General features: G+C 63.0%; 21 protein-coding genes. 12 read left to right on the top strand and 9 right to left on the bottom strand.

The features are described from left to right. Position 1 precedes the first annotated feature (1 nt). Both ACQ4W6_RS11195 and ACQ4W6_RS11190 read right to left on the bottom strand, forming a co-directional pair. The gene (locus ACQ4W6_RS11195; RefSeq protein WP_436567267.1) at positions 2-409 is read right to left on the bottom strand and encodes a hypothetical protein; all 408 of its coding nucleotides are present in this window, start codon (positions 407-409) and stop codon (positions 2-4) included. Between the two features lie 22 nt (positions 410-431). After that, positions 432-1,334: a hypothetical protein gene (locus tag ACQ4W6_RS11190; protein WP_436567266.1), complete on the bottom strand. Its 903-nt coding sequence runs from the start codon at positions 1,332-1,334 to the stop codon at positions 432-434. A gap of 357 nt (positions 1,335-1,691) precedes the next feature. Between ACQ4W6_RS11190 and ACQ4W6_RS11185 the strand changes: the two genes are divergently transcribed. From ACQ4W6_RS11185 to ACQ4W6_RS11165, 5 genes are all read left to right on the top strand, one after another. Then, a complete protein-coding gene (locus ACQ4W6_RS11185; protein ID WP_436567265.1) occupies positions 1,692-2,849 on the top strand; it encodes an ABC transporter substrate-binding protein in 1,158 nt (385 codons plus the stop codon). 93 nt (positions 2,850-2,942) lie between these two features. Further along, positions 2,943-3,833, top strand: coding sequence for a branched-chain amino acid ABC transporter permease (locus tag ACQ4W6_RS11180; protein WP_436528866.1), 891 nt, complete (start codon positions 2,943-2,945; stop codon positions 3,831-3,833). A 7-nt stretch (positions 3,834-3,840) separates the two neighbouring features. After that, entirely contained in the window at positions 3,841-5,784 is a 1,944-nt protein-coding gene (locus ACQ4W6_RS11175; protein WP_436567264.1) for a branched-chain amino acid ABC transporter ATP-binding protein/permease, read from the top strand. Between the two features lie 13 nt (positions 5,785-5,797). Further along, positions 5,798-6,520, top strand: a complete 723-nt coding sequence (locus tag ACQ4W6_RS11170) for an ABC transporter ATP-binding protein (RefSeq protein ID WP_436567263.1) — start codon at positions 5,798-5,800, stop codon at positions 6,518-6,520. A 95-nt stretch (positions 6,521-6,615) separates the two neighbouring features. Further along, the gene (locus tag ACQ4W6_RS11165) at positions 6,616-8,757 is read left to right on the top strand and encodes a TonB-dependent receptor plug domain-containing protein (RefSeq protein WP_436567262.1); all 2,142 of its coding nucleotides are present in this window, start codon (positions 6,616-6,618) and stop codon (positions 8,755-8,757) included. Here the strand turns inward: ACQ4W6_RS11165 and ACQ4W6_RS11160 are convergent. The 5 genes from ACQ4W6_RS11160 to ACQ4W6_RS11140 all read right to left on the bottom strand — a co-directional run bounded on the left by ACQ4W6_RS11160 (position 8,754) and on the right by ACQ4W6_RS11140 (position 13,152). Further along, on the bottom strand, positions 8,754-9,074 hold the full coding sequence (locus tag ACQ4W6_RS11160) for a DUF2288 domain-containing protein (protein WP_436567261.1): 321 nt from the start codon (positions 9,072-9,074) through the stop codon (positions 8,754-8,756). The two genes, ACQ4W6_RS11165 and ACQ4W6_RS11160, sit on opposite strands and share 4 nt — an antisense overlap. 55 nt (positions 9,075-9,129) lie before the next feature. Then, on the bottom strand, positions 9,130-9,828 hold the full coding sequence (locus ACQ4W6_RS11155; RefSeq protein ID WP_436567260.1) for an RES family NAD+ phosphorylase: 699 nt from the start codon (positions 9,826-9,828) through the stop codon (positions 9,130-9,132). A 2-nt stretch (positions 9,829-9,830) separates the two neighbouring features. After that, entirely contained in the window at positions 9,831-10,268 is a 438-nt protein-coding gene (locus ACQ4W6_RS11150) for an antitoxin Xre/MbcA/ParS toxin-binding domain-containing protein (protein ID WP_436567259.1), read from the bottom strand. Positions 10,269-10,402: 134 nt separating this feature from the next. After that, positions 10,403-12,103 carry a single-stranded-DNA-specific exonuclease RecJ gene (gene recJ, locus ACQ4W6_RS11145; protein WP_436567258.1) on the bottom strand — a complete coding sequence of 567 codons (1,701 nt, stop codon included), beginning with the start codon at positions 12,101-12,103 and terminating at the stop codon, positions 10,403-10,405. Further along, positions 12,100-13,152 carry a hypothetical protein gene (locus ACQ4W6_RS11140; RefSeq protein ID WP_436567257.1) on the bottom strand — a complete coding sequence of 351 codons (1,053 nt, stop codon included), beginning with the start codon at positions 13,150-13,152 and terminating at the stop codon, positions 12,100-12,102. Before ACQ4W6_RS11140 ends, recJ begins: the two co-directional genes overlap by 4 nt. Before the next feature lie 193 nt (positions 13,153-13,345). On the opposite strand from ACQ4W6_RS11140, the gene ACQ4W6_RS11135 reads away from it, so the two are divergent. From ACQ4W6_RS11135 to ACQ4W6_RS11115, 5 genes are read left to right on the top strand one after another with little or no spacing between them, the layout of a single operon-like run. Beyond that, positions 13,346-14,623, top strand: coding sequence for a lipoprotein-releasing ABC transporter permease subunit (locus ACQ4W6_RS11135; RefSeq protein ID WP_436567256.1), 1,278 nt, complete (start codon positions 13,346-13,348; stop codon positions 14,621-14,623). Positions 14,624-14,674: 51 nt separating this feature from the next. Then, the gene (locus tag ACQ4W6_RS11130) at positions 14,675-15,940 is read left to right on the top strand and encodes a lipoprotein-releasing ABC transporter permease subunit (RefSeq protein WP_436567255.1); all 1,266 of its coding nucleotides are present in this window, start codon (positions 14,675-14,677) and stop codon (positions 15,938-15,940) included. Continuing rightward, positions 15,933-16,673 (top strand): lipoprotein-releasing ABC transporter ATP-binding protein LolD, encoded by a 741-nt coding sequence (gene lolD / locus ACQ4W6_RS11125; RefSeq protein ID WP_436567254.1) that lies wholly within the window; start codon positions 15,933-15,935, stop codon positions 16,671-16,673. Before ACQ4W6_RS11130 ends, lolD begins: the two co-directional genes overlap by 8 nt. Positions 16,674-16,687: 14 nt before the next feature. Continuing rightward, a complete protein-coding gene (locus ACQ4W6_RS11120) occupies positions 16,688-17,491 on the top strand; it encodes a TatD family hydrolase (protein ID WP_436567253.1) in 804 nt (267 codons plus the stop codon). Further along, entirely contained in the window at positions 17,488-18,732 is a 1,245-nt protein-coding gene (locus ACQ4W6_RS11115) for a PQQ-dependent sugar dehydrogenase (protein WP_436567252.1), read from the top strand. Before ACQ4W6_RS11120 ends, ACQ4W6_RS11115 begins: the two co-directional genes overlap by 4 nt. 45 nt (positions 18,733-18,777) lie before the next feature. Here ACQ4W6_RS11115 and ACQ4W6_RS11110 read toward each other — a convergent pair whose 3' ends face one another. Next, positions 18,778-20,766 (bottom strand): helicase-related protein, encoded by a 1,989-nt coding sequence (locus ACQ4W6_RS11110; protein WP_436567251.1) that lies wholly within the window; start codon positions 20,764-20,766, stop codon positions 18,778-18,780. Between the two features lie 266 nt (positions 20,767-21,032). Between ACQ4W6_RS11110 and ACQ4W6_RS11105 the strand changes: the two genes are divergently transcribed. Beyond that, on the top strand, positions 21,033-23,456 hold the full coding sequence (locus ACQ4W6_RS11105) for a DNA internalization-related competence protein ComEC/Rec2 (protein ID WP_436567250.1): 2,424 nt from the start codon (positions 21,033-21,035) through the stop codon (positions 23,454-23,456). Positions 23,457-23,843: 387 nt separating this feature from the next. Then, positions 23,844-24,320: a hypothetical protein gene (locus ACQ4W6_RS11100; protein WP_436567249.1), complete on the top strand. Its 477-nt coding sequence runs from the start codon at positions 23,844-23,846 to the stop codon at positions 24,318-24,320. On the opposite strand, the gene ACQ4W6_RS11095 is transcribed toward ACQ4W6_RS11100, so the two are convergent. Continuing rightward, positions 24,280-25,236 carry a LysR family transcriptional regulator gene (locus ACQ4W6_RS11095; RefSeq protein WP_436567248.1) on the bottom strand — a complete coding sequence of 319 codons (957 nt, stop codon included), beginning with the start codon at positions 25,234-25,236 and terminating at the stop codon, positions 24,280-24,282. The two genes, ACQ4W6_RS11100 and ACQ4W6_RS11095, sit on opposite strands and share 41 nt — an antisense overlap. Positions 25,237-25,377: the final 141 nt, after the last annotated feature.

Below are 25,377 nucleotides of genomic sequence, written 5' to 3'. Positions count from 1 at the left end.
TCTACGCGGGCGTTTTCGGCCTGGCCCGCAAGCTGGCCGCCGCCTGGCCGATGGCGAACGGATCGCGCGACAGGATCGCCGCGCCCAGGTCGACCAGCCTGGCCGCCGCACCGATGGCAGCTTTTATATCAGCAATGCGCTTGAGCTGCGCCTTGCCCTTGGCGATGGCGCCCTCGATATCTGCGCGCGCCTGTTCGGCCCCTTCGGCGATCAGGTAAATGCCGTAGGCGCGGAACAGGGCCACCATCTGGTCCAGGTGGTTTTCAACTTGTTCCAGCAGCGCGCGCTCTTCCGGCGTCAGCGTTTCCCGTTCGCGGATACGCAATTCCAGCACCAGGCTCGATGCCTGCGCCAGGCTGTCGGCGATGGCGTAGGTTTGGTCCTTCGTCAGTTCGGTCAATTGGGGCATGGGAGTCTCCAGTGTGGGCGCATTACCAGCGAGCGGGAGCATAGTAAGCTGCTTGCCGCTGCAGCGCCTCGACGTGGCGCGAAAACTGCGCCAGCTGCTGTGCCAGTTCGGGCGACTGCAGGCGGTCGAGATTGGCCCGCAGCGCCGCCACGCTTGCCTGCAGCGCATCGACGGCGGCCACATACGCGGTGACGATCTTTTCGCGTTCCTGCAATTGCTTGCCTTCCAGGTGCAATCGCGTGCGGATGTAGTTGGCCGCCAGCGGTTCGCGCGGCGCAGCGCCATCGACGGCATTGCGCAGCAGCGCCAGGTCGCGCAATTCGTCCTGCAGCCCGGCGCGGTAATTGCGCTGCGCATACTCTTTCAAGGCATTGCTGACGATGTTGACGGCTTCTTGCTCAGCTAGCAGTTCGCGCAGGGCCGACTTTTGCAGGCGCTGCGTGGCCAGCCGGCTCAGGTGTTCGCTCAGCTTCACCACTGTCGACAAGCTGCCGGCGTCGAGCAGCGGCGCCGCTGCGCCATGCAACTGCAGGCTGCCCAGCGAATCGCCCAGTCCCTTGAATTCTTCCTGGTATACCGGCACCTTGCTGTCGGCGACGGCCGCCAGCGTCTGCGCATAGCGCAACAGCACGTCGTTCAGCTTGCCTATCGATTCGCTGGCCAGGCTGATCGGCGCGCAGTCGGCGCGCGCTGCCTGCTCGCTCGCTTGTGCGTCGAAATGCTCGCTCATGATCAGCCGCTTGCGCAGGGCATTATCGGTGCAGCTGTCGAGCGTGCCGGCCAGCATGGGCTCGAAACTGGCGGATAGCTTGTGCGTCTGCTCGGCAAACGTGCGCACGGGCGCCAGGTTGCTGGCGCAGCCGCCCAGCAGCAGGCTGGTGAAGGCAAGCAAGGCGGAAACGGTGGCTGTCGACAGGTGTTGCATAGTGCCTCCATGCGGCGGGGTGGCTGGACGGGCCCGCGCGCACGCGCTGGCATTGCCGACCTTAGCATGCGGGCCAGTGACGGCTTTGCGCCAGATCAGCAGCCCGGCTGATCATCGTCTTCGCCCGTCCTTGGCGCCGCAGATTTGTTGCACGATGGCGCACAGTGTGTCAATTTGCGTCACATTTACCTTACAGAAGTCTGACAATCGCGTCTTTTTCGTTGCTGCGACGCGTCATATGTAGTTGTTGCTGGAGCATGTTTACTAACCTACAATGATTTATCGATGGGGCGGTTATCCAGCGTACGACTATAAAAATAAGTGGCATTAAAAACGTTGTATTACAGGAGATGACAAATGAATTTCAAACAGAAGTTGCTCGTGGCAAGTTTGGTTTTGGGTTTCTCGCAAGCGGCTGTCGCAGCCGAGCCCATCAAGATCGGCGTGTCCGGTCCGTTCACGGGCGGTTCCGCGCCGATGGGCGTGTCGATGCGCGACGGTGTCAAGCTGGCCGTTGCTGAAATCAATGCCAAGGGCGGCGTCATGGGCCGTTCGCTGTTGCTGATCGAACGCGACGACGAAGCCAAGAACGAACGCGGCGTGCAAATCGCCCAAGAACTCATCAACAAGGAAAAGGTCGCCGCCACCGTCGGCTTCATTAACACCGGCGTGGCGCTGGCCTCGCAGCGCTTTTACCAGGAAGCCAAGATCCCCGTGATCAACAACGTGGCAACGGGTTCCATCATCACCAAGCAGTTTGCCGACCAGCCTGAAAATTACATCTTCCGTAATTCCGCCAACGACCAGATCCAGTCGCACATGATCGTCGAGGAAGCCGTCGACCGCCGCAAGTTCAAGAAAGTGGCGATCCTGGCCGATTCCACCAACTACGGCCAGCTGGGCCGCGAAGACCTGGAAAAGGCGCTCGACAAGAAAGGCCTCAAGGCCGTCACGGTCGAAAAATACAATATCAAGGACGTCGACATGACGGCCCAGCTGCTCAAAGCCAAGCAGGCGGGTGCGGAAGTGGTGCTGACCTACGGCATCGGCCCGGAACTGGCGCAAATTGCCAACGGCATGGAGAAACTGGGCTGGAAAGTGCCGCTGATCGGCAGCTGGACCCTGGCCATGGGCAACTTCATCGATAACGCGGGCAAGAACGGCGACGGTACGCGCATGCCGCAAACCTTCATCCAGGACGCCAGCACGCCGAAACGCAAGGCCTTCATCGACGGCTACGTCGCTACCTACAAGCCATCGGGCGGACGCATACCGTCGGCCGTGTCGGCTGCGCAAGGCTACGATTCGATCTACCTGCTGGCAGCAGCCTTCAAGCAGGCGGGCGGCACGGATGGTCCGAAAGTGCGCGCCGCGCTGGAAAACCTGACGGAAAAAGTGGACGGCGCCGTCACCACGTATAACAAGCCATACAGCAAAACCAACCATGAAGCGATTACCGCCGACGTGACCGTGTTTGGCGAAGTCAAGGACGGCAAAGTCGTCCTCGCCAAGTAAGCCCGGCGCATAGCCAAGCACTCGCCGCACAATGGCCAGCCTTGAGGAATCAGGACTGGCCATTTTTTTATTTACCGTCTTCCGGGGAATACCATGGAAATCTTCCTGCAGCTAGTCTTCAGCGGCGTTGCGCTGGGCATGATCTATGCCGTCATCGCCTTCGGCTACCAGCTGACCTTTGCCACGTCCGGCACCCTCAACTTCGGCCAGGGCGAGTCCTTGATGCTGGGCGCGCTGGTGGGCCTGTCCCTGGTGGGCACCATCCACGGCGGCCCCTACATGAGTTATTTGCTGATGGTCCCCATCGTCATCGCTTTCGGCGCCTTGCAGGGCGTGTTCGTCGAATGGATCGGCGTGCGCCCCGCCATCAAGATCAAGTCCGAATTCGGCTGGATCATGTCGACCATCGCGCTGGCCATCATCTTCAAGAACGTGGCGGAAAACATCTGGGGCAAGGATGACCTGATGTTCCCGTCGCCGCTTTCGGCTGCGCCGTTCCAGGTGTTCGGCGCCAATGTGCAGCAGATGCAGGTGGCCGTGATCGTCGGCGCGCTGGCCATCATGCTGGCCGTCGAAGTGTTCAACCGCAAATCGATCTACGGCAAGGCCGTCGTGGCCACGGCCAACGACCGCGATGCGGCCGGTTTGATGGGCATCAATACGGGCATGGTCATCACGTTTTCGTACGCGCTGTCGTCCGCCACGGCCGCGTTTGCCGGCGTGCTGGTGGCGCCGCTGACGCTGACGGGCGCCACCATGGGTGCGTCCCTGGGCCTGAAAGCGTTTGCCGTGGCCATCATCGGCGGACTGACGTCGGGCGTGGGCGCCATCGTAGGCGGCCTGATCCTGGGCATCGCCGAAACCACCACCGGCTATTACATTTCCACGGGCTACAAGGAAGTGCCGGGCCTGCTGTTGCTGCTGCTGGTGCTGGCCATCAAGCCGTCCGGCCTGTTCGGCAAAGCCGCGATCAAGAAAGTCTGAGGAATACATGAACAAGAAAATCACCATGCTCGCATTGAGCGCGGCCGGGTTGGCCGTGCTGGCCCTGTTTCCCATCGTAATACCGAATCCATACTACATCCACCTGGCCGAGACGATCTTGATCTACGCCATCTTGCTGTTCGGCCTCGATATCGTCGTCGGTTACACGGGGCAGGTGTCGCTGGGCCACGCCGGGCTGTTCGGCATCGGCTCCTATGCCACGGGCGTGCTGGTGTTCAAGCTGGGCGCGCCGTTCTGGCTGGCCATTCCCGCCAGTATTTTAGGCGCGGCCGTGTTCGGCGCCATCCTGGCCTTGCCGGCCCTGCGCGTGACGGGCCCTTACCTGGCCATGGTGACCCTGGCCTTCGGCACCATCATCCAGATACTGATCAATGAGATGAGCTTCCTGACGGAAGGCCCGATGGGCATCAAGATCCACAAACCGGCCATCTTCGGACATAAATTGAGCGAAGTGGAGTACTACTATATGGTGGCGGCGCTGATGCTCATTTCGCTCGTCGTCGTGCACCGCATCCTGAAGTCGAACCTGGGACGGGCTTTCGAGGCGCTGCGCGACAGCCCCATCGCGTCCGACTGCATGGGCGTGTCCGTCTACCGCTACAAAGTGTATGCGTTTGTCATCAGCGCCGGCTTCGCGGGCCTGGCGGGCAGTCTGTACGCGTATTCGGAAGAGTATATTTCCCCGAATACCTATAACTTCGAGCTGACGATATTGTTCTTGCTGGCCGTCATCATGGGCGGGCGCAAGACCCGTTCCGGCGCGCTGATCGGCGCCTTGATCGTCGTCATGCTGCCCAGCCTGCTGTCCGATATCGAACTGTTCCGCAAGATCGCCGTGACGGCCGCCGTGCTGGGCGTGATCGGCTCGGCCGTCATGCTGGCGAAAAAGCGCAGCACCGTGCGCGGCGTGATCGTGCCGCTGGTGGCCACCATCGGCCTGGCCGCGTTTTCCTACAAGCTCGACAACATGGTTGACTGGCGCCTGACCATCTTCGGCCTGATGACCCTGTTTGTCGTGTATTACTTGCAAGATGGCATCGTCGGCTTCCTGATGAGTTTTGTCGGCAAGGGCCGGCGCCATGTGCAAGCCATCGCCTCGCACGGCGTGGCGCCGTTTGATCACGCGCAAGGCGGGCAACGCGGAGAGACCTTGCTACGCGTGGACCAGGCGCTGATGCAGTTCGGCGGTTTGAAAGCCCTGAACCAGGTCGACTTGAACGTTACACAAGGTTCCGTGCATGGGCTGATCGGGCCGAACGGCTCGGGCAAGAGCACGATGATGAACGTGCTGACGGGCATCTACAAGCCGACGGCGGGCAAGGTGGAATTTGCCGGCGTGGTCATTTCCGGGCGCACGCCCTCCGAGATCGCCCTGGGCGGCGTGGCGCGCACGTTCCAGAACGTGCAGCTGTTCGGCGAAATGACGGCCACCGAAAACGTGCTGGTTGGCTTGCACAACACGTTCAAGTCGAATGTGCTGGACGTGATGCTGCAGACGCCCCGCTACAAGCGCGAGGAGAAGGCGGCGCGCGAGCGGGCCGCCAGCATCCTCGAATTCGTCGGCCTGGCGGACCTGGCCAACGAGGAAGCGCGCAATTTGCCGTACGGCAAGCAGCGCCTGCTGGAAATTGGCCGCGCGCTGGGCCTCAATCCCCGCTTGCTGCTGCTGGACGAACCGGCGGCCGGCCTGACGGCGCCCGATATCAAGGAGCTGATGGCCATCATCCGCAAGATCCGCGAGCACGGCATCACCATCATCCTGATCGAGCACCACATGGACGTGGTGATGGCGCTGTCGGACGTGGTAACGGTGCTGGACTTCGGCCAGAAGATCGCCGAAGGCGCGCCCGCCGTCGTGCAGAGCGATCCGAAAGTGATCGAAGCCTACCTGGGCGGCAGCGCCGAAACCCTGTCGCCTGCGGCGCATTGAGAGAGGACGATCCATGCTTAAAATAGTCGATCTGCACGCCGCCTACGGCAAAGTCGAAGTCTTGCACGGCATTTCGCTCGAAGTTCCAAAGGGAAAACTGGTGACCCTGATCGGTTCGAACGGCGCCGGCAAGACCACCACCATGCGCGCCATTTCCGGCATGCTCAAGCCCAAGTCGGGCAGCGTGACGCTGGGCGGCAAGGACGTCACGGGCCTCGACTCGCACAAGATCGCGCGCGCCGGCCTGGCCCATTCGCCGGAAGGACGGCGCGTGTTTTCATCGATGTCGGTGACCGATAACCTGCTGCTGGGCGCTTTTCCCCGCTTTACCCGCGCACGGCCGAAAGGCGACATCAAGGGCGACCTGGAAAAGGCGCTGGAACTGTTCCCGCGCCTGAAAGAGCGCCAGCACCAGCTGGCCGGCACCTTGTCCGGCGGCGAACAGCAGATGCTGGCCATGGCGCGTGCCGTCATGCTCAATCCCGAAGTGATTTTGCTGGACGAGCCGTCGATGGGCCTGGCGCCGATTTTGGTGGAAGAAGTCTTCCGCATCATCACGCGCTTGAAGGCGGAAGGCGTGACCATGCTGCTGGTCGAGCAATTTGCCGCCGCCGCCCTGAACGTGGCCGATTACGGTTACGTGCTGGAAAACGGCAGCATCTCCGTGCACGGCCCGGCCGAGAGCCTGAAGACGGACCCGAAGGTGATTGCGGCGTATCTGGGGGGCGGGCACTGACCAGCGTCTGAAAATGCGTTGACAATGCGCTTGCTGCGTATTGTCAAATCCTCTACACTGCGCGATTGCATTTTCCGCAGTGTAGACAGGGCCTCATGCGCACAGCCACACCGTATTCTCCCGCCTTTTTGCTGCCCTTGCTGCCCTTGCTGCCGCTCGCGGCTTGCGCTGACGATGCGCCGCTGCAGAAAGTCGAGGTTTCCGCCGCCAGCGGCGTGCAGCAGCGGCGGGGCGACACGGCCGCGAAAATCGTCGTCAGCCGGGAAGAGCTCGCGCAATATGGCGACAACAGCCTGGCGGCCGTGCTGAAACGCCAGCCCGGCGTATCCGTCGTCGGCAGCGAGGTGCGTATGCGGGGGCTGGGCGCCGGCTATACGCAAATGCTGATCAATGGCGACCCCGCGCCACCCGGTTTTTCCATCGAGTCGATCGCGCCCGAGATGATCGAGCGCATCGAGATACTGCGCAGCGCGACGGCCGAATACAGCATGCAGGCAGTGGCCGGCAGCATCAACGTGATCTTGCGCAAGGGCGCCAGCCGTCCGGAACGCGAATGGAAGCTGGGCGCGGGCAGGGCGGACAGGCGCTGGAATCCATCGGCATCCTGGCGCGTGGCCGACAAGTCGCATGGCTTGTCGTATGCGCTGACGGGTGCGCTGGAGCGCACGGCCGACAGCGCGGCGGGACGCACGACGGAAAGTATGGCCGATGCGGCCGGCACGCCGCTGGCCTTGCGGGACACGCGCACGCACAGCGCCTCGTCCGTCAACAAGGCCAGCCTGACGCCGCGCCTGCACTGGACCCTGGGCAATGGCGACACCCTGACTTGGCAAAGCCTGCTGGACTGGTACCGCACCGATTTTAATGGCGTGGCGCGCGAGACGGCCCTGCTGGGCGCGGCCACGGCATATCCGCGCAACGGCACGACGTCGCAGGCGAGCATCTTCTCGGCGCGCAGCGACGTGAGCTGGGTACATGCGATGGGCGCGGTGGGCAAGCTGACGGCCAAGCTGGGCGTGAACCATAACCGGCGCGATACGGACTACGCGTTTCATGGCGATGCCAGCGATGGCGCGCCCTTGCTGCTGCGCGGCGTGGTTTCCGATGCGCTCGACGACAGCTATACCAGCACCGGCAAATTCCTGGCGCGGCTGGGCGGCGGACATGCCCTGAGCCTGGGCTGGGATGGCAGCCTGATACGCCGCAGCGAGTCGCGCGTGCAGCGCGATACCTTCCCGGCCGGTGGCAGTGCCTACCTGCTGCAGGAAGACTATACGGCGGACGTGCACCGCCTGGCCCTGTACGCGCAGGATGAGTGGGAAATGACGCCGCGCCTGCAAATGTATGCGGGTCTGCGCTGGGAAGGCTTGCAGACGGCGACCGAGGGCCGCACCCTGAGCTCCGTGCAAACGCGCGCCAGCGTGTGGAGTCCCGTGGCACAAATCCTGTGGAAGCTGCCCGACAAGGAGCGCGACCAGCTGCGGCTGGCGTTGGCGCGCACTTATAAAGCGCCCAGCACGCGCAATCTGGTGCCGCGCCGCTACACCATCAATAATGGCAACAGCGCGAATAATCCCGATTTCCAGGGCAATCCGGCGCTGCGCCCCGAACTGGCGTGGGGCCTGGACGTTGCCTATGAGCATTATGTGGGCAAGGGCGGCGTGGCCAGCCTGTCGGCGTTCGCGCGGCGCATCAGCGACGTCACCGTGCAGCGTCTGTTCCAGCACGATGGCATCTGGATTGCCAGTCCGTTCAACAATGGCAATGCCAGCGTGCGCGGCATCGAGATGGATATGAAATTGCCCTTGCGCACCTGGTTTGCGCAGGCGCCCGAGATCGACCTGCGCGCCAATGCAGCGCGCAACTGGTCGCGCGTCGATGCCGTGCCGGGGCCGGGCAACCGGCTGGACAGCCAGGTGCCGGCCAGCATCAACCTGGGGCTGGACTACCGGCTTGTACCTATGCTCAGCATGGGCGGCAACCTGAATGTGCAGACGGGCGGCCTGGCGCGCCTCGACGCGCATGCCAGCAGTTATGCAGGCGTGCGGCGCACCCTCGATGCGTATGGCTTGTGGCAGCCGGACGCCAGGACGCGCGTGCGCCTGTCGCTGGCCAACCTGCTGCGCCAGCAGCAGGTGCAGGCGCAGTCATACGTGGATGGGGAAGGTGCCAGCGACAGCGTGACAAGCGTGCCTGGCCGCGCATCGCTGCGGCTGATGCTGGAGCGCAGTCTTTAGTGTTGCGTGGGTTTTTCCTGCTGCACTAATATAAACGGGCTGACGACGACGGCCCATAATGCCGCGTTGGCGCTCTGCCAGTCCAGCGCCTGCTGGTCCGAGACCTTGGCGACCTTACCATCGGCCAGCCATTGCGCGATGGTCGATTTGTCATCGTGCGAGATGCGCACGGCCACTTCGACCAGGTCGAGGTCATTGGCGACCCAGACGACATTGCCCTGGGAGAAATGCTTTTCCAGTTCGCTCCAGGCCAGGCGGGCCGTTTCGCTGTTCACTTTGAGGCGCAGTTCGGTGTCTTTTTCAGGATTGGTTTGCATGCGAAATATCAAGTTGCGGTGAGTCGGATGCCGTTGCGCGCGTTTGCGTTGTACTTCACAGCGCTTCGACGCGCGGCGTCGGCGTACCCTGCCATGTTAACCGATAGGCGGCGCCTTTGCGAACATTGCCTACCAGCGCAGGGCGAAAGCAGGCCAGGTTGATGCCGCCCGCCAGCCGCGCGCTGGGGAAGATGATGCCCATGGAGCCGGCATCGAGCAGAATGGCGGCCAGGTCTTGCGAGGCGATGTAGCTGGCCGGGTCCAGGCAATCGACGTAGCGGGGTTGGCCGCGCAAGTCGTGGAAGCTGGCGGAAAAATCGGCCAGCAGCGACTGGTAGCTGACGCTGTCGTCGAAATATGCGATTTCCTGGTATTCCACGGTCTTGTGGAAAATGATTTCAGCCAGTGCCGTTGTCATGTCGAAAGCGCAATACCAGGCGCCCCGTTCGGCATCGTTGAAACGCGCCCCTTCCGGGCGGGCGTAGGTGTAGGCGGCATTGATGATGCGAAAGTGCGGCACGCCAAAAACCAGCTCGTCGACGCCGATGCCTGGCGCGCCGCCATATTCGGCCACCAGGCGCGCATTCGTCGCGTTGTCCAGCTCAAACAGTTCGCGCAGGTGATCATCGTCTTCCGCCAGCGGGGCCAGCACGGAGTCTTCCATGTCGGCAAAGCGCGACGGGATCAAACGGCAAGTGTCGATCTGGCGCAGTGCGGCCAGCGGCGGCAGGTTTTCCGTGGCTGACGGCGGCAAGATCACAGTCCTCCGCGCCGCGCATCGAGCAGCTTGCGCACCGTTTGCATGGCCAGCAAGCCACCCGCCAGCATCTGCGACAACGGTGTGCGCCCGCCAAAGACGGGGTTTTTGTTGGGCAGGCTGACCCATTCGTCGGCCAGCTTGTCGCCATACAGGATGTGCAGCGCCTTGTAGATGCCCAGCAGGTAGGAGATGCGCGTGATGCGGTCCACTTCCAGCAAGCGGTCCGGGTGCTTCTTCCACTCGTAATAGGCGCTGCTGGAGAGGCCGCCCAGCAACTCGCGCGCATCGTCGTCGCGCAGCTTCCAGGCGGCGGCCAGCTTGAAAAACCCTTTCAAGGCCGCTTGCGACAAGCGCTCGCGCTCGGCTTTCGCGTTCAGGTCGACAAGGATAGCCGGCTCGAAGCGGCTCTTGGGGTAGGCGTAGGCAAGATTCATGATGAACTCCTTTTGTGGATTAATATTACTCCTTTTTTGGAATTGTTGCCGTTGTCATGCCGGTGTAGGATTTAGCCCAGAACTGGCTGTTGAGGTTAAAAAGCTCCGAATTCTCCACTAACGGCATGTCCGCCTTACACAGGTTCCGCGTGCTCCACCATCAGTTGCACTTTCGTCGTGCCATTGTATTCATTGGCGTCCAGCCGGAAGGCCACGCGCGTGCGTTCGCCCAGGGCGTCCGTGTGGCCAAACCAGATGGCGTCGAAGCGCACGCCGTTCTTTTCCAGCAACAGTTTCAGATGGCGCTCTTTTAATATGCGCTGGCTGACGACGCGGAATTCATCGCAGAAGACGGGCGGGGCGAAGCCCTGGCCCCACACCTGGCCATCCATCAGCTCGATGAAGGCCGTCGTGTAGTAGGCGTCTTCCAGCGGGCCGTCCGTTTCCACGATGCGCTCCAGCTGCTGGGCACTGAGCCAGGCCTGGCCCACTGCTTCGAAGGCCTTGGAAAAGGCCTCGAAGGCATCGGCGCGGATGGTCAGGCCCGCCGCCATGGCGTGGCCGCCGAACTTGTCGATCAGGCTGGGCGCCCGTTTGGAGACCAGGTCGAGCGCGTCGCGCAAGTGAAAGCCGGGAATCGAGCGGCCCGAGCCCTTGATCCAGCCGTCGGCGCCCGGCGCAAACGTGATCGTAGGGCGGTAGAACTTTTCCTTCAGGCGCGAGGCCACGATGCCGATCACGCCCTGATGCCAGGACGCGTCGAAGACGCTGATGGTGCTGCTGTTGGCCGGTTCGAAATCATCGAGGTGCAGCAGGGCCGTATCCTGCATTTCCGCCTCGATTTCGCGGCGCTTCAAATTGATGTCGTTCAATTGTTGCGCCAGCGCCCAGGCGCGGCCTTCGTCGTCCGTGATCAGGCATTCGATGCCCAGCGACATGTCTTGCAGGCGTCCTGCCGCATTCAGGCGCGGTCCCAGCGCAAAGCCCAGGTCGAACGGCGTGGCGCTGCGCGCTTCGCGGCCCGCCACGCGGAACAGGGCAGCCACGCCCGCATGCATATTGCCCTTGCGCATGCGTTTCAAGCCTTGCGCGACGAGGATGCGGTTGTTCGTATCGAGGCGCACCACGTCGGCCACCGTGCCCAGCGCCACCAGGTCGAGCAGGTTATCCAACTTGGGTTGCGTTTGCGCATCAAAAATACCGCGCCGGCGCATTTCTGCGCGCAGGGCCAGCAGCACGTAAAACACCACCCCCACGCCGGCCAGATGCTTGCTGGGAAAACCGCAGGCGGGCTGGTTCGGGTTGACGATGATAGCCGCGTCGGGCAGGGTGTCAGCCGGCAAATGGTGATCGGTAACGACCACCTGGATGCCGCGCCGGTTCGCCTCGGCCACGCCGTCGATGCTGGCGATGCCGTTGTCGACGGTGATGATGATATCGGGCGACTTTTCGCGCGCCGTCAGTTCGACGATTTCCGGCGTCAGGCCATAGCCGTACTCAAAACGGTTGGGCACGATGAAATCGACGTCGGCGCCCATGGCGCGCAAGCCGCGCAGGGCCACGGCGCAGGCGGTGGCGCCGTCGCAATCGTAGTCGGCCACGATAACCATGCGTTTCTTGGCAGCAATAGCGTCTGCCAGGAAGACGCCTGCCGCGCCGATGTGCAGCAAGCCGGACGGTGGTATCAGGGACGCCAGTTCGCTCGACAATTCTGCCGTGTCGGACAGGCCGCGCGAAGCGTACAGCCGGGCCAGCACGGGATGGATGCCGCCCTGGCGCAGCAGTTCGGATTCGCGGTAGGGGCAGGGGCGGGTGGCGATGCGGGTACGGGTCATGATGCTTTCAACTTGTTCAGGGTGGGCGCGCGCCAGAATTTGCGCTGCGCGTTGCGGCTGGTGGTGCACTCCAGCCAGGCGTCGCGGTGGCTCAGCACCAGGCGCAACTGCCCCAGGCGGCCATCTTTCAGGGCCGCCAAGAGGGGCGCGAACCAGTGCGTTTCCAGCGCTTGCAATTGCTGCAGCCACATGCCCCATTCCTGCGCCTGGGCAGACTCGATCAGGCCGCCCAGCACGACAATCGCATCTGCCTTCGTCGCCAACACGCTGTTTAGACTGGCGTTGCGCTGTTCTGGTTCCGCCAGCGCGGCCAGCCAGCCGGGCGCGTCCTTTGTCTGCAGGCTGGCGGCGCAGCGCGCAGGTTCTACCGTGGCCACGCTGGCGCCCCAGATCCAGAAGGAATTGATGGCTTTCAAGCCGCGTTCCTCGCGCGCCGCGTTGACGGGATGCTCATGCCACAGCATCTGCACTTCGTTCTGCAGGCGGCGCGCGGCGCGTGCGTGCTCGCCTTCCGGCATCCAGACGGACAGGTCTTGCGTGGTGGCGCCGTCCGGCGAGGCGCATTGCAAGTCGCTCCAGGCGTCCGCACGCATGAACCAGGTGCCGGCGTCGCCATACGACAGCGGCTGGCCGATCTCGTCAAAATACGGGCGCGCCGTCTCAAACAGGGTCCGCCCGTCGGCTTCGCTCAGATTGAGCTGGCGCAAGTCTTCCAGGCTGACGTGGCTGCGCGCAATGGCCAGGTGGGCAGGGTGCAGCAGGAAATAACGCGCCCCCGGCGCCGGTTCCAAGCCATAGCCGCGCATGGCTTGCACGGCAAAGGCTGCCTGCGCCGCCTCGCCGTTGGGCGCGGGCGCCAGGCCCAGCGCGTGCGCCAGCCACGCTTCGTGCGGCAGCAGGCGGTTGGCAGTGTCAAAGGTTTCTACATTGCTACTGGAGGTGCGCGACAGCAGGGCCGCCAGCGCGGGCGCTTGCAAGACCTTGAGCAGGTCGGCAGCCAGTTCGGCGGTGGGCAGGGCGCAGGGCAGGACGAGGGTAAGTTGATTCATGCCGAGATTGTAGGCGATTGTGGCAGGAGCGGAGTAGCGGGGAGGTGTTCTCCCTGTTTTTCTCCCTTGCCGCTGCCGCCTTGCCATGCCTGCGCGCGCGCATCGAAGTGGCGCCACGGTGCGGTGTTTCACGCATGAAATGTCAATTGTGTGGCACACTGCGCGCTCGCATATCACGTTGTCGCGGGAGCGCATGAGCATCATCAAACAATTTCCTTTTGAGTGGCAGGTCGGCGTGCGCTATACGCGCGCCGGGAAACGCAGCGGGCGCAATAGCTTCATTTCCTTCATCTCCATGATTTCCGTGGCCGGCATTGGCCTGGGCGTGGCCGCCCTGATCGTCGTCCTCTCCGTCATGAACGGCTTCCAGAAGGAAGTTACCGACCGCCTGATGTCGGTGCTGGCCCACGTCGAGGTGTTCGACACCAGCGGCTCGATGCCGAACTGGCAGGAACAGGAGCGCGCCGCCTACGCCAACGCGCAAGTGAAAGCCGTGGCGCCCTTCGTGGAAACCCAGGGCATGCTGCTCAATGACGAAACCATGCGCCCGTCCGTGGTGCGCGGCGTGCTGCCGAAGCAGGAAGCTACGGTCTCCAGCGTGGCCGGCCAGATGAAGCAGGGCAGTTTCAATGCGCTGACCCCCGGTTCCTACAATATCGTGCTGGGCATCGACCTGGCCAAGGCGCTGGGCGTGCAGGTGGGCCAGAACGTGACCCTGATGCTGGAACGCGAGCCGAAGGCGGGCGACCCGGCCAATGGCATCGTCATGCCGCGCATGCGCGTGCTCAAGGTGGCTGGCATCTTTGAGGCAGGTCATAATGAACTCGATGGCAGTCTGGCCTTTGTCAACATGGACGATGCGCAGCAGCTGCTGCAGCTCGATGGCCCGTCCGGCCTGCGTTTGCGCCTGATTGACATGAACCAGGCGCCGCAAGTGGCGCGCGAACTCAAGGCGTCGATGCCGGGCCAGCTGTGGATGCGCGACTGGTCGCGCGCCAGTGCCAGCTGGTATGCGCTGGTGCAAAGCCAGAAGAACATGATGTTCATCATTCTCAGCATGATCATCGCCGTGGCCGCGTTCAACCTCGTCTCGACGCTGGTGATGTCGGTCACCGACAAGCAGGCCGATATTGCTATATTGCGCACCCTGGGTGCCTCGCCGTTTTCCATCATGAAGATTTTCATGATCCAGGGCGCGCTGGTGGGTTTGCTGGGGAGTGCCCTGGGCGTGATCGGCGGCGTGCTGCTGGCGCTGAACGTGGGCGTCATCGTACCCTTCATCGAAGGCATCTTCGGCCTGCACTTCATTTCCAAGGAAATCTACCAGATCAGCGCGGTGCCGTCGGACCTGCACTGGCTTGATGTGGCGCAGATCGGCCTGATCGCCTTTGGCCTGGCGCTGGTGGCGACCATCTACCCGAGCTGGCGCGCCGCCAGAGTCAAGCCGGCCGAGGCGCTGCGCTACGAATAGTTGAGCGTAATTGAGCCCAATTCAACCAGAAACATAAAGACCGCCGGAACAATGAGTATTTTTAAGAATTTGCCTTTTGAATGGCTGGTCGGCCTGCGCTACACGCGGGCCGGCAAGCGCAGTGGCCGCAACAGTTTTATCTCCTTCATCTCGCTCATTTCCATGGCCGGCATCGGCCTGGGCGTGGCCGCGCTGATCGTCGTGCTGTCCGTGATGAACGGCTTCCAGAAGGAGGTGACGGACCGCATGCTGTCCGTGCTGGCCCACGTGGAAGTGTTCGACAACAGCGGCAGCATGTCCGACTGGCGCGCCGAAGCGGCGCAGGCGTTCAAGAATCCGGCCGTCAAGGGCGCCGCGCCGTTTGTGGAAACGCAAGGCATGCTGCTGCGCGACGACGCGCTGCGCCCCGCCGTCGTGCGCGGCGTGCTGCCCGAGGAAGAACCCAACGTGTCGGACATCGCCGGCCAGACGCGCATGGGCAGCTTCAAGGCGCTGCAGCCTGGCACCTTCAATATCGTGCTGGGCATCGAGCTGGCGCGCGCCTTGCGCGTCAACCTGGGCGAAAAAGTCACCCTCATGCTGGCGCAGGGCCAGGTCACGCCGGCCGGCGTGCTGCCGCGCATGCGCAGCTTCACCGTCAGCGGCATCTTCCAGGCGGGCCACAATGAATTCGACGCCGGTTTGGCCTTCATCAATATCGAGGACGGCCAGCGCCTGCTGCGCATCGATGGCCCGTCCGGCCTGCGCCTGCGCCTGGCCGACATGAACCAGGCGCCGCAAGTGGCGGCAGAACTGAAAAAAACCATGCCGGGCGACCTGTGGCTGCGCGACTGGTCCAAGCTGAATGCCAACTGGTTTGCCGCCGTGCAGACGGAAAAGCGCATGATGTTCATCATCCTGACGCTGATCATCGCGGTGGCCGCCTTCAACCTGGTGTCGACCCTGGTGATGACGGTGACGGACAAACAGGCCGATATCGCGATTTTGCGCACCCTGGGCGCCTCGCCGGGCTCCATCATGAAAATTTTCGTCATCCAGGGCGCGCTGGTGGGCATCCTGGGCACCTTGCTGGGCGTGGGCGGCGGCGTGCTGCTGGCCATGAACATCGACGTCATCGTGCCCTTCATCGAGCACCTGCTGGGCGTGCAGTTCCTGTCCAAGGATATCTATTTCATCAGCACCGTGCCGTCCGACCTGCGCTGGCCCGACGTCACCAAGATCGGCGTGCTGGCCGTGATCCTCGCCTTCCTGGCGACCCTGTACCCAAGCTGGTGGGCCGCCCGTGTCAAACCTGCGGAAGCCCTGCGCTATGAATAATCGACTGACTACTACCATGACCGATCTGAACAAACCTGCCTCCAACAGCGGCGCCACCGTGCTGTCCTGCCGTGGCCTGGGCAAGACTTTTACGCAAGGCAGCTACAAGGTGCAGGTACTGGCCGGCATCGACATCGACATCTATCGTGGCGAACGCGTGGCCATCGTCGGCGCCTCCGGCTCGGGCAAATCGACTTTGCTGCACCTGCTGGGCGGCCTCGATACGCCCACCAGCGGCAGCGTGACCTTGCTGGGCAAGGATTTCGCCACCCTCAGCGAAAAGGCGCGCGGCGACTTGCGCAACGCCTCGCTGGGCTTCGTCTACCAGTTCCACCACCTGCTGCCCGAGTTTTCGGCGCTGGACAACGTCGCCATGCCCCTGATGATACGGCGCATGAAGCGCGCACCGGCCACCGAACTGGCGCAGCAGATCCTCACGCGCGTGAACCTGGCCAAGCGCGTGACGCACACGCCAGGCGAGCTGTCGGGCGGTGAGCGCCAGCGCGTGGCCCTGGCGCGCGCGCTCGTCACGCAGCCGGCCTGCGTGCTGGCCGATGAACCGACGGGCAACCTCGATCACGCCACGGCCGAACAGATTTTCGATTTGATGCTGGAATTGTCGCGTACCCTGGGCACGGCCTTCGTCATCGTTACGCACGATATCGAACTGGCCAAGCGCTGCGACCGCGTGCTGCGCCTGACGGACGAAGGGCTGCAGCCTTACCAATATTGAGCCAAGGAGCAGCCATGTGGGTCGATACGCACTGCCATCTCGACGCGCACGAATTCGGCAGCGAATCGCTGCAGGTAGCCGCGCGGGCCGGCGCTCAAGGCGTGGCGATGATCGTCATTCCCGCCGTCGAACGGGCCAATTTCGCCATCGTGCGCGATCTGGCGCACGCTGCGCCCAACGCCTGCTATGCGCTCGGCATCCACCCGATCTTCGTGCCGCACGCCACCGAAGACGATCTGCTCGCCCTGCGCGCGGCGGTGCAAGCTGCCATGGCCGACCCGCGCTTCGTCGCCATCGGCGAGATCGGCCTCGATTTCTTCCTGCCCATGCTGTGCGAACCGGCCATGCGCGTCAAGCAGGAGCATTTCCTGCGCGAGCAGCTGAAAATCGCCCGCGACTTTGACCTGCCCGTGCTGGCCCACGTGCGCCGCTCGCAGGACATTGTCCTCAAGCACGCGCGCCAGATTCGCCCAAACGGCGGCATCGCGCATGCGTTCAATGGCAGCTTCCAGCAGGCGCAGGGCTATATCGACCTGGGATTCAAGCTCGGTTTCGGCGGCGCCATGACGTATGCGCGCGCGCTGCAGATACGCCGCCTGGCCACCGGCTTGCCCTTGGATGCCATCGTGCTGGAAACGGACGCGCCCGATATTTCGCCCAGCTGGCTGCATCCGGGCCGCAACAGCCCCGAAGAATTGCCGCGCATCGGCGCCGTGCTGGCCGAACTGCGCGGCCTTGACATAGCGCAAGTGGCGGCCCGGACCAGCGCCAACGCGCGTGCCGTCATGCCCCGATTACCGCTGATGGGGAGACCATGAATCATAGAATGTTCGCCGGCGCCCTGGCGGCCTGCATGGTCAGCGCCGCCATGCCCGCGCTGGCCGCCGCGACCAGCGGACAATGCGACGGCTTGCCGCGCCTCGACGTGACTACGCCGCCCGGCTTTTGCGTGGCCGTGCTGGCTGATGGCCTGAAATTCCCCCGTGGCGTGCTGCCGCTGACGAATGGCGACATTCTCGTCACGGACATGGCGGGATGGACGCCGAACCAGGGTAAATTATGGCTGTTGCAGCGCAAGGCGGCAGGCAGCGGCTACGCGCGCAAGCTGCTGCTCGACAAGCTCGATCGTCCGAACGGCATCGTGCAGGGGCCGGACGGCATGGTCTACGTGGGCGTGGTGGGGCGCATCTTCCGCTTCGACCTGCGCGACCCGGCCCGCGCCATCACTGACGTGATCGGCGGCACGGCCAAGGCGCCACCCTTGCCGGGACTGGGCCTGCATCTGTTGACGACCATGCGCTTTGGCCCCAAGGGCGACCTGTATGTGAATGTGGGGTCAAACACCGACCATTGCGAGGTAGATGGCAAGGCACCCGATCCGGCCAAGCCGTGCGCGTCGGCCGAAGGTGCGGACGCGCTGGGCGCCATCCGCGAGTACAAGATGGCCTGGCCGGCCGGCACGGTGACGAGCTGGCGCACGCATGCGCGCGGTTTGCGCAATTCGATGGCGCTGGCCTTCCACCCGGCGACGGGCGATTTGTGGCAGGCGGAAAACGCGCGCGACGCCATCCAGGCCGCCATGCCGCAACTGAAAAATGATGAAAACCTGCCGCACGAAGAACTCAATGTGATCAAGGCCGACCAGCATTACGGCTGGCCGTACTGCTACGACGACAACGTCGCCAGCCCCGAATACCCGAAAACCGCCTGCGCCGCCAAATACGTGGCGCCACGGCGTCTGCTGCCCGGCCACGCCGCGCCGCTGGGCATGACGTTCTACACGGCCAGCCGCTACCCCGAGCTGTACAAAAACAGCCTGATCATCGGCTACCACGGCTACCGCAGCAACGGCCACCGCCTGGTGGCGCTGTTGCCCGACAAGGCCGGCGCCCCGCTGGGCAAGGCCGTCGAATTGATCGGCAACTGGGAGCGCAAGGGCAAGCAGGGCCGCGGCGCGCCCGTCGACGTGAAGCAGGGCCAGGATGGCGATATTTATATGGCCGATGACCACAATGGACTGGTGCTCAAGCTGCATTACGCGGCACCGGCCAAGCCATAAGGTATCGCCTGTGCGGCAGTCGGGTTCTGGGAGCTGCGTTAAAGCCTATTTGGACTTTTTGTCCGAACGTCCGCGCGAGGCCGCATTATGCGCGCGCAGGATGGAGTCGACGCGCTCGGACGCATCGCGCGACAGGTTTTGCGCCACCTCGATATCGGGGAAGAGCTCGGGCAGGCGGTAGCTGAGCCACGCATACGCGGAATAGTAGCGGCAAGTGTCTTCTACCTGCTGCAGATTTTGCGTGCCGCCGCCATACGCGTGCTGGCGCAGGGTACTGGTCTTGCCAAGCGACAGATTCTTCGCCCAGTGTTCCCAGGCCGTTTGCAATGACGGCACCTTGCTTGAAATCGGCACCAGCGACAGGGTGAACTTGTCGGCCACGGACAGCGGCAAGGTATCGAGCCACAGGGCGCGCTCTTTCTGGTCTTCCGTGATGCGCGGGAAGAAGAAACCATCCGGCACGTCGATATTGTGGATGAAGCGGCGCAGCAGCTTGGTCAAGGAAAGTTCGCCCGTGACAGCCGAAATGCGGTGCAAATGCTCCAGCGAGGGCGCCACGGCAAAACCGCTGGTGTTCAGGGGGTGCAGTTTTTCCTTCAGCAGCGCGCGCATCACTTCATGCGTCTCGTTGTCGTAGCCGGCCACGAGGCCTTCTTCATGCACGCCGTAGCGGCCCGCGCGCCCCGCGATCTGGCGCGCCAGGGCAGCCGAAATCTCTTCCTCTTCGCGGCCATTGTATTTGACGCTGGTGGTCATGACGATGCGCGCAATCGGCATGTTCAGGCCCATCGCCAGCGCATCGGTGCCGACGACGATATCGGCCGTGCCGTCGCGGAAGCGCTGCGCCTGCGCGCGCCGCACTTCGGGCGACAGGTTGCCGTAGACGGTGGCCACCGACAGCCCCGTTTCCGTGATCATGTCGCGCCACATCAGCACTTCGCGGCGCGAAAAGGCGATGACGGCATCGCCGCGGCGCAGGTTGCGCACCTTGCGCACGGCCGTCGCCTCCATCGACAGGGGCGCCATGCGTTTCAATACATGCACTTCCAGCGGGCAGTCCAGCCGTTCGGCCAGTGCCTCGATGGCGCGCCGCGCTTCCGGCGCTCCCACCAGGTAGACGGTATGGGCGGGCGCGCCGCACACGGCCGCCGTCCATGCGGCGCCCCGGTCCGGGTCGGCCAGCATCTGGATTTCATCGATGACGGCCACTTCGACGACGGTTTTCGTGTCCAGCATTTCCACTGTGCTGGCGATATGCGTGGCGCCATCGACCTCGCGCCGCTCTTCGCCCGTGATCAGGCTGACGGCCAGCGGTTTGCCGTGCGGCTTTGCTTCCTGCAGGCGTTCGTAGTTTTCCAGGGCCAGCAAGCGCAAGGGCGCCAGGTAGATGCCGCTCCTGGCCTTCACCAGCGCTTCCATCGCGCGGTGCGTCTTGCCGGAATTCGTGGGGCCCAGCAAGGCGATGAAGCGGCGCGGCAGGCGGCGCGCCATCTCGAACGAGGCGGGATACTCGGCCAGGTTGATGCTCTGGCGCGTGCGCGCCGCATGCTGTTCTTCCTGCTGGCGTTCGATGGCGTGATGGAAGCGCTGGCGAATGCGGTCGAACACCATGCCGGCTGGCTCGGACGTCTGCATGTCGGCCAGCGTATGCAGGAACAGCATCGGGTCCGCCTCGACGTCCTCGCACTGGCCCGCGATATCGGCGACGAAATCCATCACGTGCTGGCGCAGTTCTTCGAAGATGGCCGCGCTGGCCCGTTCGCGGATCAGGGCCAGCCTGGTCTCGCGGTCCATCTTGCGCCACTTGGCCGGCCGCGCCAGCACGCCTTGCGCCGGCACCAGCGCATACGGCACGCGCAAGCCACCGGCCTTGATCTCGCCGGAAAAGCGCACGAAGACGCGGCCTTCCATCTTCACCAGGCGGATATGCTCGGCCAGTTCCCCCAGTTCCGCAACCAGGGTGGCGTCGTTATTATCTTCGGCGATGTCGGCGATGTCGGTGGCGGTGTCGGGAGGAAGTGCGGAGGAAGTCATGTCGTGCCTGGGTGTTGAAGTAAGCGAGGCCGATTATACCGTCGATAGCGGCTGGCGCTAGTGGTCCGGCTGGCTTCCCGTATATATCTTCAACCGGCGCGTGCCAGCCAGAGGCGAGTCCCAGCTCGATGCCATCGCGCATGGCCGCCATTTTCGGCATGACTATTGCGCCAGATCAGACGGGAATGGTGGCGCAATAGGCTCAGACCCCGCGCAGCTTCTATAGTGTGATGGTCCCCTTCGCGTCGAGCGAACATCACGCCCCCATGCGCACCCTGATACTCGGTTTTGCCGCCGGCGCCGCCTGGCTGCAGACGCAAGCCAGCTTGCCGCCGCACGCGGGCGCGGCGCTGCTGGCCATTGCTGGTGCGTCGCCAGTGGCGGCACTGCTGCTGCGCCGTCACGCGCACTGGCGCCTGGCTGTGACTATCGCTGCGGGCGTTGGACTGGGCTTTTTCTGGGCCGCCTGGCTGGCCCAGGCGGCCATGGCGCCGCAACTGGCGCTGGCCGACGAGGGGCAAGATATCACCGTCACCGGCACGGTGGCCAGCTTGCCGTACCGCTTCGAGCAGGGTGTGCGCTTCAATTTTGCCGTGGAGAGGGCCGTCGGAAGCAGGGTGCCTCCCCTGATCGCGCTGTCCTGGTACGCAGGCTTTCGCGATGAAGTGACGAGCGAGGTGGGCGACGTGCAGCCGGGCGAGCGCTGGCGCTTGACGGTGCGGCTGCAGCGTCCGCACGGCAACGCCAACCCGCGCGGTTTTGATTACGAGGTGTGGCTGCTGGAGCAGGGCGTGCGCGCCACCGGTTATGTGCGGCCGCAGCCGCGCGCGGATACGCCGAACGTGCGCCTGGCTGCCTTCGTGCCCGCTTTTGGCCATGCCGTGGAGGCCAGCCGCGCGGCGCTGCGGGCACGCATCGCGCGCAGCCTGGAAGGCAAACAGTACGCGGGCGTGATCGTGGCGCTGGTGGTGGGCGACCAGCGCGCCATTCCACAGTCGGACTGGCAAGTGTTCAACCGCACGGGCGTGAGTCACCTGATCTCGATATCGGGCCTGCACATCACCATGATCGCCGGATTGTTTGCGCTGGGCGCGGGCGCGCTGTGGCGGCGCTCGTTTTTCACGGGCTGGCAACTGCCCCTGCGGCTGCCGGCGCAGAAAGTGGCGGCGCTGGCCGGCGCGCTGGCGGCATTCTTGTACGTTCTGCTGGCCGGCTTTGGCGTGCCGGCGCAGCGCACTTTATATATGTTGCTGGTCGTGGCGCTGGCCCTGTGGCTTGGGCGCGTCACCAGCATAGGCCACGTGCTGTGCCTGGCGCTGGGCGTGGTGGTGCTGCTCGATCCGTGGGCCGTGCTATGGCCCGGTTTCTGGCTATCGTTCGGCGCCGTCGCCACCATTCTGTATGCCACGGCGGGACGCACGGTGGCGACGCTGCCGGCACAGGCCAGCCGCTGGCGCCATTTTCGCGCGGCCGTGGCGCTGGGTGCGCACACGCAGTATGTGGTAACGGTGGGGCTGGTGCCTTTGAGTATGCTGCTGTTTTCACAAGTCTCCTTGGTCAGCCCCGTGGCCAATGCGCTGGCCATTCCCGTCATCAGCCTGGTCGTCACGCCCTTGTCCCTGGCGGGCGGCTTGCTGCCCGCGCCCCTGTCCGACGCGCTGTTGCTGCTGGCGCATGCCATCGTGCAGATGCTGGCGCAAGTGCTGGAATGGCTGGGGGCGCGCCACTTCGCCGTGTGGACGGCGCCCGCGCCACCAATGTGGAGTTTTTGCTGGGCACTGTTTGGCACGGCATGGCTGTTGGCGCCACGCGGTTGGCCGCAGCGCTGGGCCGGCATGCTGGGCTGGCTGCCGCTGCTGACCGCCTTGCCGTCCAGCCCGCCACCGGGCAAGCTATGGGTGACGGCCTTTGATGTAGGACAAGGCATGGCCCTGCTGGTGGAAACGCACGGCCACCGTTTACTGTATGACACGGGTCCTGCCTACAGCGCGGATTCCGATGGCGCCAGCCGGGTCATCGTGCCCTACCTGCGTGCGCGTGGTATAGGCAAACTGGATGGCGTGATCATTTCACACAGCGATACCGACCACGCGGGCGGCGCCTTGTCCCTGCTGGAAAACGTGCAAGTGGGCTGGCTGGCCTCGTCGCTGTTCGACGGCCACCCGGCCATCGAGGTTCGGCGACAACAGCAGCGCCCGTATCTGCACTGCGTGGCCGGCCAGAGCTGGACCTGGGAAGGCGTGCACTTCGCCATGCTGCACCCGCTGCCCTCCAGCCACACGGACATTTCCTTGAAGCCGAACGCCCGCAGCTGTACGGTGAAAATCACTGCAGGAAACCATTCGATCTTGCTGGCCGGCGACATCGAAGCGGCCCAGGAAGCGCAACTGCTGGCGCGCTCGGCAGACGGTGAGTTGGCGGCCGACGTGCTGCTGGCGCCACATCACGGCAGCGGCACGTCTTCCACGCAGGCATTCTTGAATGCCGTCCAGCCGACGCTGGCAATTTTCCAGGTGGGGCACAGGAATCGTTACAAACACCCGAAAGCGCAGGTGTATGCGCGCTATGGGACGATGGGTATCACCCGGCTGCGCACGGATGTGGCGGGGGCGGTGGTGATGGAGTTTGGGGAGGAAATTGGGGTGGAACAATATCGTACCAATCATCGCCGGTACTGGCATGGCTTGTAGTTGTTTGGCGTTTGTTGCCTTGTCATTTAAGCATAGCATGCGATCACAACGCGCCATGGTTCAAACTATATCTGAACGGCGGGCCGTCCTTCGCTACCTGGCGCAAACGCCCTGCAATTGAGCCATCCGCCAAGCTTATTGCGCCCCTGCACCTCATGCGCGGATGGCTGACCGTTGTTGCCTTTTGAAAGCCGCGTTACATTGTGTGATATTTCTTTCCGTTAAATCTATTTATACTTCATGCTTTTCTTTGCAAATCTTTATGACAGGGATGGGCATGAACCAAGAAAACGTGCCTAAAGCGTTGAATCGAAGGCTGGGGATATTTTTCCCGAGAAGCATTAATTTTCATCGCTAAAAAGTGTAGATTTAATTGAAGGGTTTTTTATGTTTTTTGTGCTTGGTTTTGTTGTTGTAATTGGTGGATTTTGTACTATGTCGAAGCCTTTTCGGCTCTTGTTCCTGACTGTTTTTTGTTTAAGTTTGATTTATGGCTATAGCGTGTCCTACCATGTAAATGGGAGTGGGCCAGATGGCAATGAATTGAAGATGTTGTTGAATTTGTATAGTCTTAATATAGGATTGTTTGTGCTCGCCTGTTATCTTGGCTATCGTTTGAATTCGAGTAAATCGGTAGAAATGTACCAGCTACATCGTTTGGCTACGTTTAAATTTCTCATTAAATGGGGAGCGATTTACTTCATCTATAGTTTTATTGTTAAGATGATTATAAATAAAGTCATGGGTGATGATGATGCGGGATTTTTTGTGATGAAAGCCTTTGGTCTTTATTTTTTCGGGCTTTTCCTTATTCTTCTTTTCGCTATTCCATGGGTATTTCGGCGGCTGACGCAACGGCGATAACCCTTTCATCCGGTATCTCCAGCCCCCGCTGGCGCACATATTCGAGGAATAGCCTGGCCCCCTTGGCCATGCGCGAGGTGCCATACACGGCATGGATGCTGGGGTCCAGCTCTTTCGATGACGTCAGCCGGTATGCCGTGCAGACGCGCCGCAGTGTGCCAGCGGCCACGGCCGGTTCGGCCAGCCAGCTGGCCAGGCGCACGATGCCGGCGCCTTCCAGGGCCGCCTGGAAGGTGGCGATGCCGGAGGTGAAGCGGAAGCGCGGCTGCACCTGGTAGCGCACGTTGCGCGTCGCAGAGACGAAATGCCAGTCGCGCAGGATGCGCGGCGCCGAGTGCATGATGATGTCGTGGCCGGCCAGCTCTTCCGGTTCGTCCGGCGCGCCCATGCGCTCTATATAGTCGGGCGAAGCGTACATGTAGCGGCGGTAGTTCCACAGGGGGTAGCCGATCAGTTCGCTTGACTGGGGGAAGGCGCCGCGGATGGCGAAATCGAGCTTTTCCTGGATCGGGTCGATCGATTTGTCCGAGAAATGGATGTCTACCGACACGTTCGGGTAGTCGCGCGAGAATTGCGCCACCACTTTCGGCAAAAAGCCCAGCGAGAGGATTTCTGGCGCCGAGAGGCGCACCCAGCCTTGCGGCGAGTTGCTCAGCTCAGCCAGCTGGTCTTCCGCCTCGGCCTGCGTTTCCAGCAAATGCTTGGCCGAGGCGTAATAGGTTTCGCCGGCCGTCGTCAAGGTGAATTGCTTTTGCGTGCGCAAGATCAGCTCGGCGCCGATGGCCTCTTCCAGGAACTGGATGGCGCGCGTGACGGCCGACGGCGAGCGTCCCAGCATGCGCGCCGCGTGGATGAAGCTGCGCTTCTCGACGACGGTGCAGAACGCGCGGATTTCCCACATCAGTTTCATCGACATTGTGCAGCTCCCGGCAAAAGAAGCCAGTAGAGCGCAAGGGGCGCATTCCGTCAAGCGTTACGGCTGATTGCGTTTTCCGCAATTTGAAGTTGCATCCGAAAAAATACACGGCGCCTATACTGCCCCTGTTGCCACTCTTGC

The sequence above is a fragment of the Janthinobacterium woesei genome (assembly GCF_051380875.1).
Classification (GTDB): Bacteria; Pseudomonadota; Gammaproteobacteria; order Burkholderiales; family Burkholderiaceae_D; genus Janthinobacterium.
Note: the sequence above shows the minus strand (reverse complement) of the source record. Positions and strands in the feature narration are given on the sequence as shown.

Bases quoted from the DNA above. Each gene is read 5' to 3' on its own strand.
- ACQ4W6_RS11175 (WP_436567264.1), top strand. From the start codon at position 3,841: ATGAACAAGAAAATCACCATGCTCGCATTGAGCGCGGCCGGGTTGGCC.
- ACQ4W6_RS11120 (WP_436567253.1), top strand. From the start codon at position 16,688: ATGTGGGTCGATACGCACTGCCATCTCGACGCGCACGAATTCGGCAGC.
- ACQ4W6_RS11180 (WP_436528866.1), top strand. From the start codon at position 2,943: ATGGAAATCTTCCTGCAGCTAGTCTTCAGCGGCGTTGCGCTGGGCATG.
- ACQ4W6_RS11185 (WP_436567265.1), top strand. From the start codon at position 1,692: ATGAATTTCAAACAGAAGTTGCTCGTGGCAAGTTTGGTTTTGGGTTTC.
- ACQ4W6_RS11165 (WP_436567262.1), top strand. From the start codon at position 6,616: ATGCGCACAGCCACACCGTATTCTCCCGCCTTTTTGCTGCCCTTGCTG.
- ACQ4W6_RS11100 (WP_436567249.1), top strand. From the start codon at position 23,844: ATGTTTTTTGTGCTTGGTTTTGTTGTTGTAATTGGTGGATTTTGTACT.
- ACQ4W6_RS11170 (WP_436567263.1), top strand. From the start codon at position 5,798: ATGCTTAAAATAGTCGATCTGCACGCCGCCTACGGCAAAGTCGAAGTC.
- ACQ4W6_RS11105 (WP_436567250.1), top strand. From the start codon at position 21,033: ATGCGCACCCTGATACTCGGTTTTGCCGCCGGCGCCGCCTGGCTGCAG.
- ACQ4W6_RS11095 (WP_436567248.1), bottom strand. From the start codon at position 25,236: ATGTCGATGAAACTGATGTGGGAAATCCGCGCGTTCTGCACCGTCGTC.
- lolD (WP_436567254.1), top strand. From the start codon at position 15,933: ATGAATAATCGACTGACTACTACCATGACCGATCTGAACAAACCTGCC.
- ACQ4W6_RS11110 (WP_436567251.1), bottom strand. From the start codon at position 20,766: ATGACTTCCTCCGCACTTCCTCCCGACACCGCCACCGACATCGCCGAC.
- recJ (WP_436567258.1), bottom strand. From the start codon at position 12,103: ATGACCCGTACCCGCATCGCCACCCGCCCCTGCCCCTACCGCGAATCC.
- ACQ4W6_RS11130 (WP_436567255.1), top strand. From the start codon at position 14,675: ATGAGTATTTTTAAGAATTTGCCTTTTGAATGGCTGGTCGGCCTGCGC.
- ACQ4W6_RS11115 (WP_436567252.1), top strand. From the start codon at position 17,488: ATGAATCATAGAATGTTCGCCGGCGCCCTGGCGGCCTGCATGGTCAGC.
- ACQ4W6_RS11195 (WP_436567267.1), bottom strand. From the start codon at position 409: ATGCCCCAATTGACCGAACTGACGAAGGACCAAACCTACGCCATCGCC.
- ACQ4W6_RS11135 (WP_436567256.1), top strand. From the start codon at position 13,346: ATGAGCATCATCAAACAATTTCCTTTTGAGTGGCAGGTCGGCGTGCGC.
- ACQ4W6_RS11140 (WP_436567257.1), bottom strand. From the start codon at position 13,152: ATGAATCAACTTACCCTCGTCCTGCCCTGCGCCCTGCCCACCGCCGAA.
- ACQ4W6_RS11190 (WP_436567266.1), bottom strand. From the start codon at position 1,334: ATGCAACACCTGTCGACAGCCACCGTTTCCGCCTTGCTTGCCTTCACC.
- ACQ4W6_RS11150 (WP_436567259.1), bottom strand. From the start codon at position 10,268: ATGAATCTTGCCTACGCCTACCCCAAGAGCCGCTTCGAGCCGGCTATC.
- ACQ4W6_RS11160 (WP_436567261.1), bottom strand. From the start codon at position 9,074: ATGCAAACCAATCCTGAAAAAGACACCGAACTGCGCCTCAAAGTGAAC.